Origin of the sequence: Candidatus Competibacter denitrificans Run_A_D11 (assembly GCF_001051235.1) — a bacterium.
Classification (GTDB): domain Bacteria; phylum Pseudomonadota; class Gammaproteobacteria; order Competibacterales; family Competibacteraceae; genus Competibacter_A; species Competibacter_A denitrificans.
Genome location: NZ_CBTJ020000040.1, coordinates 68,574 through 85,612, shown reverse-complemented (window position 1 = coordinate 85,612; position 17,039 = coordinate 68,574). Strand labels below are relative to the sequence as shown.

At 57.8% G+C, this 17,039-nt stretch carries 17 protein-coding genes and 1 riboswitch; of the genes, 12 read left to right on the top strand and 5 right to left on the bottom strand.

Translation table 11 applies throughout. From position 1 onward, the window contains the following. Positions 1–61: 61 nt before the first annotated feature. The 8 genes from BN873_RS08710 (at position 62) to BN873_RS08675 (ending at position 7,699) form a co-directional block, all read left to right on the top strand. Complete coding sequence (locus BN873_RS08710; protein WP_374727158.1) at positions 62–2,911, top strand: monovalent cation/H+ antiporter subunit A; 2,850 nt, start codon at positions 62–64, stop codon at positions 2,909–2,911. Beyond that, on the top strand, positions 2,911–3,240 hold the full coding sequence (locus tag BN873_RS08705) for a Na+/H+ antiporter subunit C (protein WP_048672932.1): 330 nt from the start codon (positions 2,911–2,913) through the stop codon (positions 3,238–3,240). The genes BN873_RS08710 and BN873_RS08705 overlap by 1 nt, the downstream gene beginning before the upstream one ends. Continuing rightward, a complete protein-coding gene (locus tag BN873_RS08700) occupies positions 3,237–4,754 on the top strand; it encodes a monovalent cation/H+ antiporter subunit D (RefSeq protein ID WP_048672930.1) in 1,518 nt (505 codons plus the stop codon). Before BN873_RS08705 ends, BN873_RS08700 begins: the two co-directional genes overlap by 4 nt. Continuing rightward, entirely contained in the window at positions 4,751–5,245 is a 495-nt protein-coding gene (locus tag BN873_RS08695) for a Na+/H+ antiporter subunit E (RefSeq protein WP_048672929.1), read from the top strand. The genes BN873_RS08700 and BN873_RS08695 overlap by 4 nt, the downstream gene beginning before the upstream one ends. Further along, entirely contained in the window at positions 5,239–5,511 is a 273-nt protein-coding gene (locus tag BN873_RS08690) for a K+/H+ antiporter subunit F (RefSeq protein WP_048672927.1), read from the top strand. The genes BN873_RS08695 and BN873_RS08690 overlap by 7 nt, the downstream gene beginning before the upstream one ends. Positions 5,512–5,516: 5 nt before the next feature. Then, entirely contained in the window at positions 5,517–5,861 is a 345-nt protein-coding gene (locus tag BN873_RS08685) for a Na+/H+ antiporter subunit G (RefSeq protein WP_048672924.1), read from the top strand. 186 nt (positions 5,862–6,047) lie between these two features. Next, the gene (locus BN873_RS18770) at positions 6,048–7,091 is read left to right on the top strand and encodes a GGDEF domain-containing protein (protein WP_053085277.1); all 1,044 of its coding nucleotides are present in this window, start codon (positions 6,048–6,050) and stop codon (positions 7,089–7,091) included. A gap of 38 nt (positions 7,092–7,129) precedes the next feature. After that, positions 7,130–7,699, top strand: a complete 570-nt coding sequence (locus tag BN873_RS08675) for a lipid-binding SYLF domain-containing protein (protein WP_048672922.1) — start codon at positions 7,130–7,132, stop codon at positions 7,697–7,699. Between the two features lie 78 nt (positions 7,700–7,777). Here BN873_RS08675 and BN873_RS08670 read toward each other — a convergent pair whose 3' ends face one another. Continuing rightward, positions 7,778–8,041: a hypothetical protein gene (locus tag BN873_RS08670; RefSeq protein ID WP_053085276.1), complete on the bottom strand. Its 264-nt coding sequence runs from the start codon at positions 8,039–8,041 to the stop codon at positions 7,778–7,780. A 127-nt stretch (positions 8,042–8,168) separates the two neighbouring features. Beyond that, a riboswitch (cyclic di-GMP riboswitch) is annotated at positions 8,169–8,247 on the bottom strand. 62 nt (positions 8,248–8,309) lie between these two features. Here BN873_RS08670 and BN873_RS08665 point away from each other — a divergent pair. Next, entirely contained in the window at positions 8,310–9,248 is a 939-nt protein-coding gene (locus tag BN873_RS08665) for an MBL fold metallo-hydrolase (protein ID WP_048672921.1), read from the top strand. 45 nt (positions 9,249–9,293) lie between these two features. Here BN873_RS08665 and BN873_RS18765 read toward each other — a convergent pair whose 3' ends face one another. Genes BN873_RS18765 through BN873_RS08650 form a run of 3 tightly spaced genes read right to left on the bottom strand, consistent with a single transcriptional unit; the run spans position 9,294 to position 12,321 of the window. Further along, positions 9,294–10,694 (bottom strand): serine/threonine-protein kinase, encoded by a 1,401-nt coding sequence (locus BN873_RS18765; RefSeq protein ID WP_053085275.1) that lies wholly within the window; start codon positions 10,692–10,694, stop codon positions 9,294–9,296. Positions 10,695–10,698: 4 nt separating this feature from the next. Next, on the bottom strand, positions 10,699–11,571 hold the full coding sequence (locus tag BN873_RS08655; RefSeq protein WP_048672919.1) for a c-type heme family protein: 873 nt from the start codon (positions 11,569–11,571) through the stop codon (positions 10,699–10,701). 36 nt (positions 11,572–11,607) lie between these two features. Continuing rightward, complete coding sequence (locus BN873_RS08650) at positions 11,608–12,321, bottom strand: invasion associated locus B family protein (RefSeq protein ID WP_139031677.1); 714 nt, start codon at positions 12,319–12,321, stop codon at positions 11,608–11,610. Positions 12,322–12,346: 25 nt separating this feature from the next. Between BN873_RS08650 and BN873_RS08645 the strand changes: the two genes are divergently transcribed. The 3 genes from BN873_RS08645 to BN873_RS08635 all read left to right on the top strand — a co-directional run bounded on the left by BN873_RS08645 (position 12,347) and on the right by BN873_RS08635 (position 14,758). Then, the gene (locus BN873_RS08645; protein WP_048672913.1) at positions 12,347–12,601 is read left to right on the top strand and encodes a hypothetical protein; all 255 of its coding nucleotides are present in this window, start codon (positions 12,347–12,349) and stop codon (positions 12,599–12,601) included. 83 nt (positions 12,602–12,684) lie between these two features. Then, positions 12,685–13,341 carry a DedA family protein gene (locus BN873_RS08640; protein ID WP_048672912.1) on the top strand — a complete coding sequence of 219 codons (657 nt, stop codon included), beginning with the start codon at positions 12,685–12,687 and terminating at the stop codon, positions 13,339–13,341. Positions 13,342–13,471: 130 nt separating this feature from the next. After that, complete coding sequence (locus BN873_RS08635; RefSeq protein ID WP_048672910.1) at positions 13,472–14,758, top strand: citrate synthase; 1,287 nt, start codon at positions 13,472–13,474, stop codon at positions 14,756–14,758. A gap of 84 nt (positions 14,759–14,842) precedes the next feature. Here the strand turns inward: BN873_RS08635 and BN873_RS08630 are convergent, their stop codons facing one another. Next, on the bottom strand, positions 14,843–16,984 hold the full coding sequence (locus BN873_RS08630) for a CapA family protein (RefSeq protein WP_048672908.1): 2,142 nt from the start codon (positions 16,982–16,984) through the stop codon (positions 14,843–14,845). Between the last annotated feature and the right edge of the window lie 55 nt (positions 16,985–17,039).

Genomic DNA, 17,039 nt, shown 5'->3' with positions numbered 1-17,039 from the left:
TTATCCGTCCGCCGAATTCCGCCCGATCCCCCGCAATGCGAGCCGTTGCAGCGGCCGGTCAATGTTGATTCTTGTCGCTATGGGTTTATTGCTGATCGTCACCCTGATTCCGTTTCTTGGTGCCATCCTGGTGGCGGTTCTGGCGCGCTTGGGTCGCACTCATGCCGCGTGGGCAGCGGGGTTCACGGTTCTGTTATCGTTCGGCTGCTTGCTGCCGCTAGCGGGTGCGCCGTTTGCCGGGGAGACCATCATCCAGCGGTTGCGCTGGTTGCCCAGCGTCGGCCTTGATCTGGCGTTTCGGTTCGATGGCTTGGGCCTGCTGTTTGCCCTGCTGATTTTAGGCATCGGTCTGTTGATCGTGCTGTATGCCAGCTATTACCTGTCGGAGCGAGATCCGCTGGGACGGTTCTACGCCTACCTGCTGCTGTTTATGGGATCGATGCTGGGCATCGTTCTCGCCGAGAACCTGATCCAGCTACTGATTTTCTGGGAATTGACCAGCCTCTCGTCATTTTTGCTGGTTAGCTATTGGTATCCCCGTGAGGAAGCACACAACGGCGCACGGATGGCCCTCACCGTCACCGGCGCGGGCGGTTTGGCCCTACTGGGTGGTTTTTTGCTGCTCGGCCAGATTGTCGGCAGTTACGAGCTATCGGTGATCTTGCAGGCCGGCGATGCGATCCGCGCCGATCCGCTCTATCGGCCCATGCTGGTGCTGGTGCTGCTCGGCGTGTTCACCAAATCGGCCCAGTTTCCGTTTCATTTCTGGCTGCCGAACGCGATGGCGGCGCCGACTCCGGCTTCGGCCTACCTGCATTCGGCCACCATGGTTAAGGCGGGCATTTTCCTGTTGGCACGGTTGTTCCCAGCCTTGTCTGGAACGGACGAATGGTCGTGGCTGGTCGGTGGCGCGGGCGTTATCACCTTGGTGCTGGGTGCGCTCTTCGCTTTATTCCAGCATGATCTCAAAGGTTTATTGGCCTACTCGACCATCAGCCATCTGGGCTTGATTGCGTTGCTGTTCGGTATCGGTACGCCGCTGGCCGCTGTAGCGGGTGTGTTTCATATCATCAATCACGCTACGTTCAAAGCGTCACTGTTCATGGCGGCTGGTATCATCGATCACGAAACCGGTAGCCGTGATATGAGAAAGATTAATGGCTTATGGAGGAAAATGCCCTATACCGGGGCGCTGGCCATGGTGGCTGCGGCCGCGATGGCGGGCGTGCCCTTATTAAATGGCTTTTTATCCAAGGAAATGTTTTTCGCGGAAGCATTCAGTGCCGCCACTCATTTGCGCTTGGGTTGGTTGCTGCCGGCAGCGGTTACCCTGGCCGGGATGTTCGCGGTAGCCTACTCGCTGCGCTTCATCCACGATGTATTTTTCAACGGCGATCCCATTGACCTACCGCGAACCCCACACGAACCGCCGCGCTGGATGAAGGTGCCGATGGAGGTGTTGGTGTTGCTTTGCCTGGTGGTGGGCATCTTCCCAGCCCAAGTGGTGGAACCGCTCCTCACAGTAGCGAGTACTGCGGTTTTGCAAGGACCGCCACTGGCCCACGATCTGGCGCTCTGGCATGGTGTGAATCCGGCGCTGGCGATGAGCGTGATCGCCCTGATTGGCGGCGGACTGCTTTATTGGGGGCGCAAACCCTTGTTCGCGTTTCATGACCGCCACACCGAGGGGTTGGATGCGGAGCGGATCTATAATGCCTTACTCAATGGGTTGTTCGCTGTAAGCGGTGCATTGACCCGGTGGCTGGATACGGGTTCGCTACAGCGGCTGCTGACGGTCGTGATCGCCGCCGCGCTGGTGTTGGGGACAGCAGGTTTTCTCGGTGATCCGGTACCACTGACCGGACGGCGCCCGCTGTTGTCAGTGGATGGCGTTAGCCTAGTGGCGGCTTTGGGATTGCTGGCAGCGCTGACCGGCGTGGTGGTTTTACATCGACAGCGCTTGGTAGCATTGATCCTGATCGGAGCGGTTGGCCTGGTGATGGCGCTGATTTTCGTCAAGTTCTCCGCCCCGGATCTGGCGCTAACCCAGCTTGCGGTGGAGATGGTGACGGTGGTGTTGCTCTTGCTGGCCCTGTATTTCCTGCCGCCACACAGTCCTATCGAATCGACCATGACGCAACGCAGTGGGCATGGGATATTGGCGGTCGCCGGCGGTGTTGGTGCGGCAGCGCTGACCTGGGCGGTGCTGACCCGTCCCTACGACAGTATCACCGATTTCTTTCTGGCCAATAGTGTGGCGGGTGGCGGTGGCACCAATGTGGTTAACGTCATTTTGGTGGATTTTCGCGGTTACGATACCTTGGGTGAGATCACCGTATTGGCCCTGGCCGCTCTTGGTATTTACGCCTTATTGGAAGGGTTGCGGCTGGATGGTCCGGTTGATGACCCTAAAGGCCAGCCCTGGGATGCGGATGTTCACCCGGCGATCATGGCGGCTCTTGCCCGATTGCTGTTGCCCTTGGCGCTGTTGGTGTCAGCTTTCATCTTTCTGCGTGGTCATAATCTGCCCGGCGGCGGTTTCATCGCCGGTCTGCTCACAGCGGCGGCGTTGATCGTCCAGTATCTGGCCAACGGGATTGCCTGGGGCCAGGAACGTTTGCCATGGAATGCGCAGCGGTTTATCGGCGTCGGTTTGCTGGCGACCGCTTTGACCGGATTGGCCAGTTTGCTCGTGGGCTATCCGTTCCTCACCTCGGCGTTTACTCATCTGCATTGGCCGGTGGTGGGTGATTTCGAGCTGGCCTCGGCCCTGGTGTTCGACCTGGGCGTCTATCTGGTGGTGGTCGGCGCGACCTTGCTGATTTTAATTCGCTTAGGCTTATTGCACCGTTTTGAGCGGCGCTCCGCGCGCGCTCGGCAAGGCACCGCCGTATCAGGGGAGATGCCTTGATGGAGCTATTGTTCGCGCTACTCGTTGGCGCACTCACCGCTGGTGGAATTTATCTAGCGTTGCGCGCTCGGACATTTCCGATGGTGCTGGGATTGACCTTACTGTCTTACGCGGTGAATCTGTTTCTGTTTGCCATGGGCCGACTCACTATCGGCCAGCCACCGGTGATCGTCCCCGGCGTGTCCGGCTATGCCGATCCGCTACCGCAAGCGCTGGTGTTGACGGCCATCGTGATCAGCTTCGCCATGACAGCTTTCGTCATCGTGCTGGCCCTCAAGGCGCGTGCCGAGATGGGTAATGATCATGTGGACGGGTTGCATCGACCATGAACCATTGGGTCATCGCGCCGGTGCTATGGCCTTGGTTGGCCGGCATCCTATTGTTGCTGGGGCACGGAAGTCTTGCTTGGCAGCGCGGCGTGAGTGTTGTTGCTGTCGCGGGTCAGCTTGGGTTGGCACTGGCCCTGGCGGCGGAGGTGAGCGATGGTCGTATGCTGGTTTACACCCTGGGAAATTGGCCGGCGCCGTTTGGTATTGTCTTAGTGGCGGATCGTTTGGCTGCCTGGATGCTGGTCACTACCGCATTCTTGGCCTTTTTCGCTCTGTGGTATGCGCTGCGCGGTGATGATGCGGCCGGTTCGCATTTTCATACCCTATTCCAGTTCGAACTGTTTGGGTTGAACGGTGCGTTTTTGACGGGTGATCTGTTTAACCTGTTCGTGTTCTTCGAGATCCTGCTGATCGCCTCCTATGGGCTGCTGTTGCACGGTGGTGGACGCAAGCGAACGCGGGCCGGTTTGCATTTCGTGACGGTCAACCTGATTGGGTCGATATTTTTCCTGTTTGCAGCGGGTACGTTCTACGGGATACTCGGCACGCTCAACCTGGCCGACCTGGCGCGCAAGGTTGCTGCGGTGTCGCCGGAGAATGCGCCACTGGTGCGGGTAGCGGGCCTGTTGCTGTTTGCCGTCTTTGCGCTCAAGGCGGCGCTGCTGCCGTTTTATCTGTGGCTGCCTGAGGCGTATGCGCATACCAGCGCGTCGGTTGCCGCGCTGTTCGCCATTATGACCAAGGTCGGCGCCTATAGCATTCTGCGTGTTGATACCCTGCTGTTTGGGGCGGATGCGGGATTAGTCGCCGGATTGCTGGAACCGTGGTTATTACCGATGGCCTTGGCGACTTTGCTAGTCGGCATGGTGGGTGCTCTAGCGAGTACCCGCCTTCGCCAACAAGCCGCTTATCTGGTGGTGGCCTCGGTGGGATCACTATTGACGGCGTTCGGCCTGGGCAGTGTGAGTGGGATCGCCGCCGGCTTGTATTACCTGCCGCATACCACCTTTGCCACCGCCGCCCTGTTTTTGTTGGCCGACCGCATTACCCAGCGGCGTGGCGACCTGGGAGATCGACTCGATCCCGGCCCGACCATTGTCAGCGCGGGTATCCTGGGCGGTTTGTTTTTTGTCACCACCGTGGCGGTGGTCGGCCTGCCGCCCTTATCGGGGTTTCTTGGGAAGTTTTTGACGTTGCGCGCGGCACTCGCGCACCCCTGGTGGTCCTGGATCATGGCCACCGTGCTAAGCGCTGGCCTGATCGGTGTCATCACTCTGGCACGAACCGGCAGTCTGCTGTTCTACCAGGCGTCACCACCGACGGCGGATCTCACGCCGGAACCGGGGGTTGCACTGGCCCGTGAACTGGCGCCTATTGTGGGTCTACTGCTGTTGGGATTGGCGCTGACGGTAGCCGCCGGTGTGTTGGAGCACGGGGCACGCGCGAGCGCCGAGCAACTGTTACAGCCGCAACGTTATATTCAGGCCGTTCTCAAGCCGGGAGGGGAGCCATGAGACACCGTGTGCTGCCGCATCCGCTCGTTGCCTTGGCGCTGGGAGTGGTTTGGTTACTACTGGCCAATAGCGTTGCTCCCGGCCAGATAGTATTGGGATTGCTATTGGGCTGGAGCATTTCTCTATTCGCCGCCCGCTTTTGGCCGGAAACCCTGCGGATTCATCGGCCACTTATCCTGCTGCGTTTTATCGGCATCGTCCTGGTCGATATTGTCCTGGCGAATGTGGTGGTGGCGTGGCTGATTATTCGCTCACCAGCCCGGCGGCGGCCGGTGTTTGTACAGGTGCCGCTGGCGCTGCGCTCAGATTTAGCCATTAGCGTGTTGGCCAATACCATCTGCCTGACCCCTGGCACCGTATCGTCACGCTTGTCGCTGGATCGTCGGTATTTGCTGGTCCATGCGCTGGATGCCACCGACCCAGATGCTTTGGTGGCGACTATCAAAAATCGCTATGAAGCACCGTTGCGGGAGGTTTTTGAGCCATGCTGACCAGTGTCGCCCTGCCGGTCGCGTTTGCGTTGGTGACGGCCGCTTTTGTGTTCAGTATCTGGCGGCTGCTGGTCGGCCCTGATCTTCCAGATCGCATCCTGGCACTGGATACGCTCTACATTAATGCCATCGCCTGGCTGGTCCTACTGGGGATTCATCTGGCCAGCACCCTCTATTTCGAGGCAGCGCTTTTGATCGCCCTGATGGGTTTCATCGGCACCGTGGCGCTGTGCAAGTTTTTGTTGCGCGGCGATATCATCGAGTGAGTCCAATGCTGGATATCCTGCTGTCTTTGCTGATTCTGGCCGGTGCGCTTTTTACCTTCATCGGTTCCCTGGGCTTGGTGCGGTTGCCTGATTTCTATATGAGGCTGCACGCGCCCACCAAAGCCACCACCTTGGGGGTCGGCAGCCTCCTGATTGCCTCAGCATTGTATTTCAGCACACACGACGAAGGTGTCAGCCTACATGAAGCGTTGGTAACAATGTTTTTGTTCATCACCGCACCGGTCAGCGCGCATCTGCTCTCCAAGGCGGCGTTACATCTCAAATTGCGTTCGTTGGCAGAATTGCTGCCGGACGAGCAAGCAGCCCGATCTAAGGGTGATGCAAGATAGGAATCGTTGAGACCGCTGAGGTCGCCCGTTTGAGTCTGATCACCCAACAGATCATACTATTACGAGTATCAAGACCCGTTGGGTTGGGAATCGATGCGACCTGCCGGCGCGCGTGGCCTCAGTGTTTGGTGACTACCAGGCTAATCGCTGGTTCCGTCTAGGCTATTAACCGTTGTTTGAGTGCTTGTGAACGAGCTTGACCACGATAAACTGCTCGAATCCATCGCACGGTTGACTGAGAAACGCAACCGGCTATCGTTGGAAATCTGCTTGACCCAGACGATGTTCGATCTGCTGGCCGTCGAGGAGATCGCTCTCTATCGCTGTGAAGCGGATCAAGCCAACCTGCTGGTGCGGGTGGATCATGAGGGCTGCCAGGTTCCCAGTGACGACCTGGACGATCTTGAAACGATGATTCCGGTGGCTACTGATGCGGGATTTCTCGCCTGTGTGCAAGAGCAGCAGGTAGTGGTTGAACCTACCGCCCAAGGCAATCGTCACACCTTCCCCATTCCTCGCCACGACAAATTGATCGGGTTTTTGCGGTTGGTCGCCAGCCGTGACTTGCGGGAGGATCATCGGCTGGTCGAAGGGTTCGTACAAATTTACTGGAACTACCTGAAATTAATCGAGGACAACGAACGCGATAAACTCACCGGCTTGCTCAATCGCAAAACCTTCGATGACAAGCTGTTAGAGATCTTGCACGCCAGCCGGCGTAGCGCACAGGCTAAATTGCGACGGGAACAACCTGAGCGGCGCGAAGGGGATGGCGGTAAGCATTATTGGCTAGCCGTGCTCGACATTGATCATTTCAAGCGCATCAACGACACCTACGGCCACTTGTATGGCGATGAGGTGTTGATCTTGATGGCCAATATCATGCGCAGTTCGTTCCGGCGTGCCGATCTGCTGTTCCGCTATGGCGGTGAGGAGTTCGTCGTCGTGTTCAAGACGCGCGCACTGGAGGATGCCCACAATGTGCTGGAACGGTTCCGGCAGAATCTGGAACGCTATCATTTTCCCCAAGTCGGCCAAGTGACCGCCAGCGTGGGTTTCATTCAAATTCTCGATCTGGAAGTAGCGGCGGAGTTGATCACACGCGCGGACAAGGCGCTGTATTACGCCAAAGAGCACGGCCGCAATCAGGTTTGTTCCTACGAAAAACTGATTGCCAATGGCGCGTTGGCCGTCCCCGATGACCATTTCGGCGATATCGAACTGTTTTAGAACTGTTGTCTTCCCAGCGGAGATGCGAGAACCACATCATGCGATTCACTTCTTCCGCGATCCGGCACACCCTGGTAATCGGTGGTTTGCTGGCCGGATTGCTGGTAGCCGGCTGCGCCACGGAGCCGTCTAAGCCAAAGAGTAAACCGGTGCCGCGCTCTACTGGGACGTTGAGCGAGAAAGCCAAACAGGAGCAACGCCAGGCTATTCTTAAAGTCCGCAACCGCACCTTGGAACAACTCTACAAGCTTAAGCCGTTCACTCGAACTGAAATTGAAGGCGCCGCCGGTTATGGGGTGTTCGAGATCAACGGCTTGAATGCAGTCCTGGTCGAAAAGCACGGCCGGGGCATGGTGATGGAAAGGAGCGGAAAGGTAACGTTCATGCAACTGGCCCGCACCGACCTCGGTCCAGGGACATCGGTCAAGCCGTACTGGCAAATCATGGTATTCCGCGATCCGCAACAGTTAAGCCAGTTTGCCATGTCGGGATCGCCGGACAACGTATCCAGCGATCCCAAGATCGTGGTGTATCAACTGAACGAAAGAGGCGTCGCCACGCAGACGGATTGGGGCGCCCGCTATTTCCGCGATGTGGATTTGAATTAAGCTCTATCCGCACAAAAAACCGCATCGCCCTGAAGCGATGCGGTGGGATTAAAGAACTTGGGACGAACGGGTCGCGTCCTAGACGCTTTGAGTCCCTATCTGGTGGTTGGATTCGAACCGGTCGAGAACCGTTTGCCAACGCATCGCTGTCTCGGGTTGCTTGGCCGTTTTGATGTCATCACGAATCATCTGATCGATGATCTGTTCGCCACCTGTCTGTTGCGCCAGTCCGTAACCGAGTTCGGCCGCGACGATTTCCGGCAGGTGCTCATGTTGGGCGATGGCTTCGATCTCGCCTTCTTCCAGACCCGTTGCATCTACGCAATCTTTATAAGTTAACATCGCACGTCTCCTCATCTTGAAGCTATCGTCTCGCGGCGGCCAGGCCAGCTATGCGAGGCGTTGATGCACACCGATAACCACTCAAACAAAAAACCGGTCTACCACGCCGACCCTCACGCGGATCGAATGCGGCAGCCCGGCTTTCCCGTGAAATAGGACCCGTGACTTTCCGTCCCGACCTTACAATCGGTTTGGTTTTGTTTTTGGTATATATTTCAATATGAATAATAGCATAATTAACCCAATTTTGAAATGGAAATAACATCCGATGGCTGATCTATTAAGCTACGCCCATGGTATCTACGCCGTTGACTCCGGTTACATCCGGCCGCTGCTCGCTGCGGTTCATCTCATCGTCGAAAATGGTCGGGTTGCGGTGGTGGATACCGCCAGTAATGCGTGTTTACCGCGCACGCTCAGCGCGTTACAGACCTTGGGTTTGTCGCCCGCCAGCGTTGATTATGTGTTTTTGACTCACGTCCATCTGGATCATGCCGGCGGTGCTGGCGCGATGATTCAAGCCTTCCCTGCGGCGAAGCTCATCGTCCATCCACGCGGCGCACGGCACATGGCCGATCCCAGCAGACTGTTTGCCGCTGTGCAGGAGGTATACGGTGCGGCGGAAGCTCAGCATCTGTACGGTGATCCCATCCCAATCCCTGTTGAGCGGATTCAGGAAGCGGGCGAGGGTTTCAGTTTCGATCTGGCGGGTCGCACGTTAGTCTGCCTGGATACTCCTGGTCATGCCCGCCACCATTTGGTCTTGCTCGACACCCGCAGCGGTTGCCTGTTTACCGGCGATATCTTCGGCATGTCCTTTCGTGAGCTGGATATCGATGGGCGGCCTTCCATCATTCCCACCACCTCACCGAGCCAATTCGAGCCGCCGGTTATGCACCAATCGGTGGATCGGATTCTGTCGTACCGGCCACCGGCGGTTTATCTCACCCACTTTGCCGAAGTGCGGGATGTGCCGCGTTTGGGGGGTGATCTGCATCGCTTGATCGATGCCCATGTCGCAGTAGCCGAACGGGAGCGGGACAGTGGCCCGGAACGCGGTGCGCGGCTTTTAGCCGGGGTATGGGCGCTTATGGAGCAAGAGGCGGTACAAAAACGCTGGCCAGCCGATCAGTGGCGCGAGGTGTTGCGAGCCGATATCGAAATCAGCGCTCAGGGGCTGGATTATTGGCTGGGTCAATCAGCGTGAACTGGCGGCGCTGAGGTTGTCGTGCCTTGATACGGAGCGACTCGCCTACCCTGGCGTTTGCTTTAGAAACGCGCTTCGCTCGTTCGCGGTAGGGATATGCTCCGCGAGCCGCTGGTAGAGTTCCTGGGGAGTTCGTGCCTGAGCGGCAGCCTGTTTGACCAGAACTTTCGCGATTGGACCGACATACACGGCCAGCTTTTGGCGGGCGGTTTCGAGCATTGCCTGATCGAGAGAGCCGACCGGTGCGCTGATCTGGCTACTGGGCGCACTGCTGCCCCCCGTGACCGTGCGGCTGATGCTACCCCCCAGGGTGCCGCCCATCACACCCCGCATTCGCCGCTGGAAGAGCAGCCGTTCCGGCTCGCCAGGGATCGCCGCCGCCAACTGTTGCAGCAGTTCAGCCGGACTACTGACCTGCTGTGCGGTGCGCCGGATCAACACCCTGGCCACCGGCCCCAGCACTTCGGTCAATAAACGCTCGGTTTGACTCAGTAACGTGGCATCCCAGCCGGGTAAGGCGTTGGTCGGGGATTCAGGAACTGGCACCGGTGCGACCCGGATGAGCGTAGAACCATCCGCCGTCACCTCACGTTCAACCAGTCGCAGATTTTCCAGAATGGCGATAAATTCGCCAGCGGATTGAAAGCGGTCCTCCGGTGCTTTCGCCAGGGCTTTTTTGAGCACCGCATCCAATTCCGATGGCAAGCGCGGGTTTAGCGTGGTGGCGCGCGGTGGCGGGTCGTTGAGGACTTTATACATCAGCTCGCCAGCGCCACGCCCAGCGAACGGGCGATTCCCGGTGAGCATTTCGAACAGCACCACGCCGGTGGCGTAGATATCGGCTCGCCGATCCGCCTCGCGGCCGCTGAACTGCTCTGGGGCCATGTAAGCCGGTGTACCGACCGTCATGCCCTGTTGCGTCATCCCGCTGGTCGCTTCCACGCGGGCGATGCCGAAATCCGAGACTTTCACTTGGCTGTCGGGCAATAAGATAATGTTGCCCGGCTTGATATCTCGATGCACCACGCCGCTGGCGTGGGCGTGATTGAGCGCGTGCAGTACCTGCACGGTGACCGCCACGGCGTTCGCCAAGGGCAGCGGCTGACGGTCCTTCAGGTAATCGCGTAATTCCCGGCCTTGCACATATTCCATAACGATGTATGGAACCCCTGTTTCCTCCCCGTACTCGAAGACCGTGACGATATTCGGGTGCAAACAGCGGCCAGCGGCGCGTACTTCCCGCCGAAACCGCTCCAGCCATTCAGCGCCATCTCGGCCTTCCAGCAAGGTGCGATGAATGGTTTTGATGGCAACCTGCCGATCAATTGCCTCATCATAGCCGAGGTACACCACGCCCATCGCGCCCCGGCCAAGCGTTCTGAGCAGCCGGTAGCGGCTAATTTGCGGCGGACGTGTTGTGGTGGACTCGCCGCTTTCAGTGGCCATATCGCTATTCGCCCAGCATCTTCATGGCGTTTTCCAGGCTCAGGCGCATCCGGCTGAAGGACTGCGACAGCGATGAGATTTCATCCTTGCCAGGACGCACATATTCCGGCGCGTCCGTCTGGCCCATGCTGACTTGGTTGGCGATATCGGCGATCCGCACTACAGGTTGGATCACTACGAAATGCAGCAGAATATTGAGCAGTATCAGCAGCAACAAAAACACGCCTCCCAGCAAAATCATGAAGGTAGTGAAGGTTTGCTGGGCACGATTCAGGGGTACGGACATGGGTACGGTGACGACTTGCGCACCGATGATTTCCTGCATCTTCCAGCCGAAACCGTTGGTGACGCCGTAGATATCGGTCATGGTTTTCGGGGCGTCCTCAATCTTACCGTGGCAGGTCAGGCAGCCTTGGTCGTAGATGCCCAGCGGGCGTGCCAGGTTTAGCATCCGTCCGGTCGGGGTATCACGCTCGACCACTAGCTCTTTATGATCGGCGTTGTTACGAAACTCGTTGATAATATCCGCTTCCCAATCGCTGGCCCGATCATTGGGGTTGGTCGGGTTAAGCGCCGCTTCCTTATAGGTGTATTCGGGAAATTTAGTACGCAGTGCCTTGAAGCTCTGGCCCGCTGCGTAGGCCGACACCGTTTGGGGTAGGAACTGCCGTTTCATCTGCAAGGTCAGCAGCGGTTTGACATGTTCGGCGGTGTAAGTGCGAGCGCCCAGCGCGCTTTCCATCATGATGCGGGCATTTTGTACCACTTCTTCGCGAGCGTTTTGCTTGAGGATGCGGTCGGTCAGATAGGCCGCCAGCACTAAGCCGACCAGGAAAGCCAGCAGTAGCACCAGATTGAACTTCATGCGTAGACCCATGGGAGGCTCCTGAGATTTTGTCAGATAAAAAGGCGATCAGCGGGGGACCGGATTGGCGCCGGCTGCTGGCTGACAGCTTTGGTTCATGGCATCGTGGGCCTTGCTGAAACCTGCCAGATTAAACGTCACCGGAAAGGTTTGGGTAACTGGCCAGTTGGGCCAGAACCGCAGTTGGACGGTGGCTTGACGACCTTCCCGCAACTGGCGGACCAGATCGGGCAGATTCTGGTCAAAGACCAACTGCATCTTGCGGGCAATGTTGGCACTCTGGATCGGTGGGTTCTTGTCCACGGTCAACTGCAAATCGGCGAAGGAACCGTCCAGCTCCGATTGGGTGATCACCACCAGACTATTCCCGTTGAAGACCAACGTCACCGGTGTGGTATCGTCGTGGCCGGCCGGGGTGAGGATCGGTTCGCTGCTCAGCAAACACCGGGATTGGTGGGTGATCGGGTCGAGTTGAATGGCCGTCGTCCAACTGGCGTGGGCGAGTCCCGATAGCAGCGCCAGGGCGCTCGCTAGCACGAGCCAAGCCAGCGGGCGCCGCTGGGGTGCCGCGAGCGACTCGACGAATGACGTGTTGGATGCATTGGCCGACACGGCACAAACCTCCTCTTGCAGTGGTGTAGTCAGTAGAAGCGCTCGCAGGGCAGCGTTACCGCCTCCCAGCGGCGGTGTGCCGATGGGGATGGCTGGCCGTGCATCGGTTCCGGTATAGTGCGCAGTCCACCAACGTATAGAGTGTGCCATGAGTGCGCTGCGGCGGAGTATGGCTATGGTTTTATCCGAAAGCGGTCGATCCATCGGTGTTTTAGTCCGTTGCGGTTACGCGGTTCGGCCGTTGATCCTGCACTGGCCAGCCGAAAGCGCAACCGCTGTACTGGTCGATGCAGCGGGTGCCGTGATCAATCCACAGACGGTGACGCTGATGCGTTGGCCGGTGGGCGCCGAGTCGGCGTTGCGGCGCGGCGGCTATCAGATCGCGCCTTATCCCGATCCGGCCGAGCCGTGGTGCAACTGCGCCGATTAAAACACAGAGCGGGTGCTAACAACTCAGCGCCGGCAACGATTTTGGCCGCTTATGCGCCATTTTAGTTCAACGAGTATTCAACTATGGATTTTTTGCAGGCTGCAATCTCATTTTTTCTCCATCTTGACCAGCATTTGACGGCATTGGCTAGCCAGTACGGCAGTTGGCTTTATGGAATTCTTTGGTTGATTATCTTCTGCGAGACCGGCCTCGTCGTCACGCCGTTCTTGCCGGGCGATTCGCTCTTATTCGCGGCCGGGTCGCTGGCCGCTATCGGTGAGATCAATATTCATCTTCTGTTTCTCCTGCTGACGTTCGCCGCCATCCTCGGTAATACGGTCAACTACGCGGTGGGCCGCTATCTGGGCGAACAGGCGTTCAGCCCTGATGCCCGCTTTCTCAAGCAGCAATATCTGGACCGAACACACCGTTTTTTCGAGCGCCATGGCGGAAAAACAATCATTATCACCCGCTTTGTGCCCATCGTGCGCACGTTTGCCCCGTTCGTGGCGGGTGCAGGCGGTATGAGCTACAGCCGGTTCCAGTGGTATAACGTGGCCGGCGGCGTCCTTTGGACCGGTTCTTTCCTCTATGGCGGCTATTTTTTCGGCAATTTGCCCTTCGTCAAACAGAATTTCTCTTTGGTCATCGTCGCCATCATCATTCTTTCACTCATGCCGGGGATTATCGAATACTGGCGGCATCGCCGTAGCTCGGTCGAGGTGAGCGAAAACCCATAGCGTTTGCAAGTTGTATTGGCCCTGTATAATCGGTCGAGCGCGGCAACCGCGACGGTCGATCCGTCAGCGGCGGCGCCATAGACCCACACTGATAAAACCACAACATCCATAGACCAACGGAGTCCACGCCATGAGCCATACATGCCGCATTGAATTGGATGGAACACCCCATGAATTTCCGGTTGTCGAGGGAAGCGAGAAAGAGCTTTCCATTGACATCAGCACGCTACGCGACCGTACCGGTTACATCACGCTCGACGATGGCTACAGCAACACCGGTTCCTGCAAATCGGCGGTTACCTACATCGATGGGGATAAAGGCATTCTTCGCTATCGCGGCATTCCCATCGAGCAACTGGCCGAACATTCCACGTTTGTGGAAACGGCTTGGCTGGTGATCTGGGGCCGGTTGCCCACCGAACAGGAAATGGAACGCTTCAGCCGTCGGCTGACGATGAACCAGATGATGCACGAGAGCCTGCGCAGCCACTTTGCGGGATTTCCGCCCAATGCACCGCCGATGGCGATTCTCTCGGCGATGATCAACGCCATGAGCTGCTACGAGCCGCAGATGATGGACATTGAGGACGACAACACCATGGAAAAGGCGGCGGCCCGGATCATCTCCAAGGTGCGTACCATCGCGGCGGCCAGCTACAAGATGTCCATCGGTCAGCCGCTGATGTATCCGCATCCTGAATACAAGTATTGCGAGAACTTCCTGCACATGATGTTCTCGATTCCCTACCGTGAATACTGGCCGACCCCGGAAGTCAGCCGCGCGCTCAACTTATTCTTGATCTTGCATGCTGATCACGAGCAGAACTGTTCCACCAGCACGGTGCGGATGGTAGCGTCCAGCCAGGCCAACATGTTCGCCAGTTGCGCGGCCGGCGTGTGTGCGCTGTGGGGGCCGCTGCATGGTGGCGCCAACGTGGCGGTGATTGAGATGCTGGAGTTTATCAAGCAGTCCGGCATGAAAGTGTCCGAATACATCGAACGGGTCAAGCAAAAAGATACCAAGCTGAAGCTGATGGGCTTTGGGCATCGGGTTTACAAGAATTTCGACCCGCGCGCCAAGATTCTTAAGGATGCCGCCGATAAGATGCTGGCACGGTTGAATATCAGCGATCCTCTGTTGGATATTGCCCAACAAATGGAAGAGGTGGCGCTAAACGATGACTATTTCATTGAGCGCAAGCTGTATCCGAACGTCGATTTCTACAGCGGCATCACCCTGCGGGCGATGGGGATTCCTTTGAACATGTTCACGGTCATGTTCGCCATCGGCCGGATGCCGGGTTGGATCGCTAACTGGAAGGAACTCCACGACGATCCCAAGTCCCGCATCTATCGGCCACGGCAAGTGTATACCGGCCACACTCTGCGGGATTACGTACCGGTCGAGCAGCGCTGAGTCAGCCGCTGTTGTTGATAAAAAAGGCACGTACTTCGTGCCTTTTTTGTCGTGTGCCGATCAGGCAATTTCGTCCACGGTTTGTTAAGGAACCGCTTTGGCCGCAGGTGGCGGTTCCCAATTTTCCGCTCCCGGCAATACATCGCGCCGTAGCGTAGCCGATACGGCGCCGATGACCTGGAGGTAATCGTGCTGGGCGCTTGGTGCGATACCAGGTTCTTCCCACAGAATCAAACGGATATTGTCGAAATCAGCAGTCGCTCGGTCGCGGCCTGGAGGGGCCAGGCGTAGGAATAAGCCGACGGCCGGTTTTAACGGATTCTGGTTGTCCAAATCATCGACTTCAGGGAAATTGGGTGTCGTGGTATCGACCCGGAACGGCTGCCAGGTGTCATTGTTCGGCACTAAATCAGGCACTACGGTTTGTAACGAGGAAGCGCCGCTGCTATCACGATACCAACTCAACTGCAATGAGACGTTGCCGTTGGTGCGCACGCGGCCAATGACCGAAACCTTACGATTGGGCTTGATCAGGATGCGATGTTTTGGAGTGAGCACCAGATCTGTGCTGTTACTGAAAAGCCGCCGCAGCCGCACACCGGCCTGGCCTTCATAAGCGTAGGCCGAGCCGATCATTCGATCATCGTTTCCTCCCAAATCCCATAATAATCCTGGATTAGCTTGGTCATCAGCGCTCTCGTCTTCAAACGAACCCACCCACAGTACATCCCGGCCGGGCAGCACTGTCCCGGAGCCTTGTGCTCCGTCCAGCCAGGCACCGTTTTCAAAGCGATAAAGCGTTCCGGCACCGGTGCCGCCGTCCAGTGAAACCGCGACTTTCTGGGCGACTGCCCGCCCGCCGATATCCACTTCGGTGGCGCCATCTTCGATGAGGAAGGGTCCGGGCGCACGACCCGCCGCACCGCGCGCGACATACTCGGCCAGCGTACCCACCACGGGCCGCGGCACATAGTCAGCGATCATCAACGGTTCGACATAGGCGTGAATCACCTGACCGCGCCGCAACTGGACCCCGATTAGATACGATTCGAAAGTCGGCCAAACATCTTGATCGAAGAGCATATTGCCGACGGTCCAAGCGGTCAGGACGCCGTTTTGCCAGTCGAGGCCACCGACCACATGAGGGTGGTGATTGATGATCAGGCTTGCGCCCGCTTTGCGCGCGATGGCGCTGAACTCTTGGACAATCGGCGAGGGGTTGCGACCATATTCGACTCCACCATGAATCATCATCACCACGATTTGCGCTCGCGTCCGCGCGGTCTGAAGAGCTGCTTGCAAGGGTTTTTCTGCACAACGGGCTGCCCCACCTTTTTGGGTGCCGTTGGCTACATAAGAGATGGGATGTTCAAAACCGGTAACCGTGGTACACGCGACGAAGGCCACTGTGGTGTTGCCAGTGGTAAAAAATGCTGGTTGCCAAGCCGCAGCTTCGGTATGACCGGCCCCGAATTGACCGGTGCCGATAGGGTAGCCGGAGCCGTCCAAGGTGATTGTGGTTTCAGTGATGCCGCCTTCCAGCAAGTCATACATGTGGTTGTTGCCAAGATCGACCACATCCACCCCCGCATCACGCAAGGCCAGCGGGGCACTGACATGACTGGCAAAAACAAATGCCTTGGTTGGGTGAAAAGCGCTGGGGCGCGGTTGGGTTGGATCAAAATAGGGAACGCTGGCGAGGGGCGACTCCAGATTGAGGGCGGTCACATCGGCGTTGGTCAACAGCGGCTGGATATAGCGCAATAATTGCGCCTGGCCTTGAGCCTCGTTGCCGATTTGAATGAGACCATCACGGGTATCGCCATCGTTATTCGGGTCATAAAAACGCCGGCCAAACATGGTGTCGCCGGCTAAGTGCAGGGTGATCGTTTCCCCGTCATCCGGCGTGAGGCGCACTAAAAGCCGTCGATCAGGGAAGGCGGCACGGGTGCGAGAGAGGAATTGAGCGTGTCGCACCGTGACCCAGCCGGGTGACTTGGCGGTTAGGCTGAACTGACCGCTGGCATCTGTGCGCGTGGTACTGCCGGCCAATTCGACTTGCGCATCTTTGATCGGGTGTCCATCCAAATCGATGACCAGGCCGCTGATATTGCCGCTCGGGGTCGGTAAAGGTGCATTGTTGCTGTCAGCACTGCCACCACCGCCGCCACAACCAAGGGTGGCCAAGGATAGAACGGCAAGCAGGATCAATGGGCGGATACGCATCAAACTCTCCTTCAGAATAACGGGCTTCACCAGCTATCGTATCGAAAAGCCGGTC

Bases quoted from the DNA above. Each gene is read 5' to 3' on its own strand.
- BN873_RS08710 (WP_374727158.1), top strand. From the start codon at position 62: ATGTTGATTCTTGTCGCTATGGGTTTATTGCTGATCGTCACCCTGATT.
- BN873_RS08705 (WP_048672932.1), top strand. From the start codon at position 2,911: ATGGAGCTATTGTTCGCGCTACTCGTTGGCGCACTCACCGCTGGTGGA.
- BN873_RS08700 (WP_048672930.1), top strand. From the start codon at position 3,237: ATGAACCATTGGGTCATCGCGCCGGTGCTATGGCCTTGGTTGGCCGGC.
- BN873_RS08695 (WP_048672929.1), top strand. From the start codon at position 4,751: ATGAGACACCGTGTGCTGCCGCATCCGCTCGTTGCCTTGGCGCTGGGA.
- BN873_RS08690 (WP_048672927.1), top strand. From the start codon at position 5,239: ATGCTGACCAGTGTCGCCCTGCCGGTCGCGTTTGCGTTGGTGACGGCC.
- BN873_RS08685 (WP_048672924.1), top strand. From the start codon at position 5,517: ATGCTGGATATCCTGCTGTCTTTGCTGATTCTGGCCGGTGCGCTTTTT.
- BN873_RS08675 (WP_048672922.1), top strand. From the start codon at position 7,130: ATGCGATTCACTTCTTCCGCGATCCGGCACACCCTGGTAATCGGTGGT.
- BN873_RS08670 (WP_053085276.1), bottom strand. From the start codon at position 8,041: ATGTTAACTTATAAAGATTGCGTAGATGCAACGGGTCTGGAAGAAGGC.
- BN873_RS08665 (WP_048672921.1), top strand. From the start codon at position 8,310: ATGGCTGATCTATTAAGCTACGCCCATGGTATCTACGCCGTTGACTCC.
- BN873_RS18765 (WP_053085275.1), bottom strand. From the start codon at position 10,694: ATGGCCACTGAAAGCGGCGAGTCCACCACAACACGTCCGCCGCAAATT.
- BN873_RS08655 (WP_048672919.1), bottom strand. From the start codon at position 11,571: ATGGGTCTACGCATGAAGTTCAATCTGGTGCTACTGCTGGCTTTCCTG.
- BN873_RS08650 (WP_139031677.1), bottom strand. From the start codon at position 12,321: ATGGCACACTCTATACGTTGGTGGACTGCGCACTATACCGGAACCGAT.
- BN873_RS08645 (WP_048672913.1), top strand. From the start codon at position 12,347: ATGGTTTTATCCGAAAGCGGTCGATCCATCGGTGTTTTAGTCCGTTGC.
- BN873_RS08640 (WP_048672912.1), top strand. From the start codon at position 12,685: ATGGATTTTTTGCAGGCTGCAATCTCATTTTTTCTCCATCTTGACCAG.
- BN873_RS08635 (WP_048672910.1), top strand. From the start codon at position 13,472: ATGAGCCATACATGCCGCATTGAATTGGATGGAACACCCCATGAATTT.
- BN873_RS08630 (WP_048672908.1), bottom strand. From the start codon at position 16,984: ATGCGTATCCGCCCATTGATCCTGCTTGCCGTTCTATCCTTGGCCACC.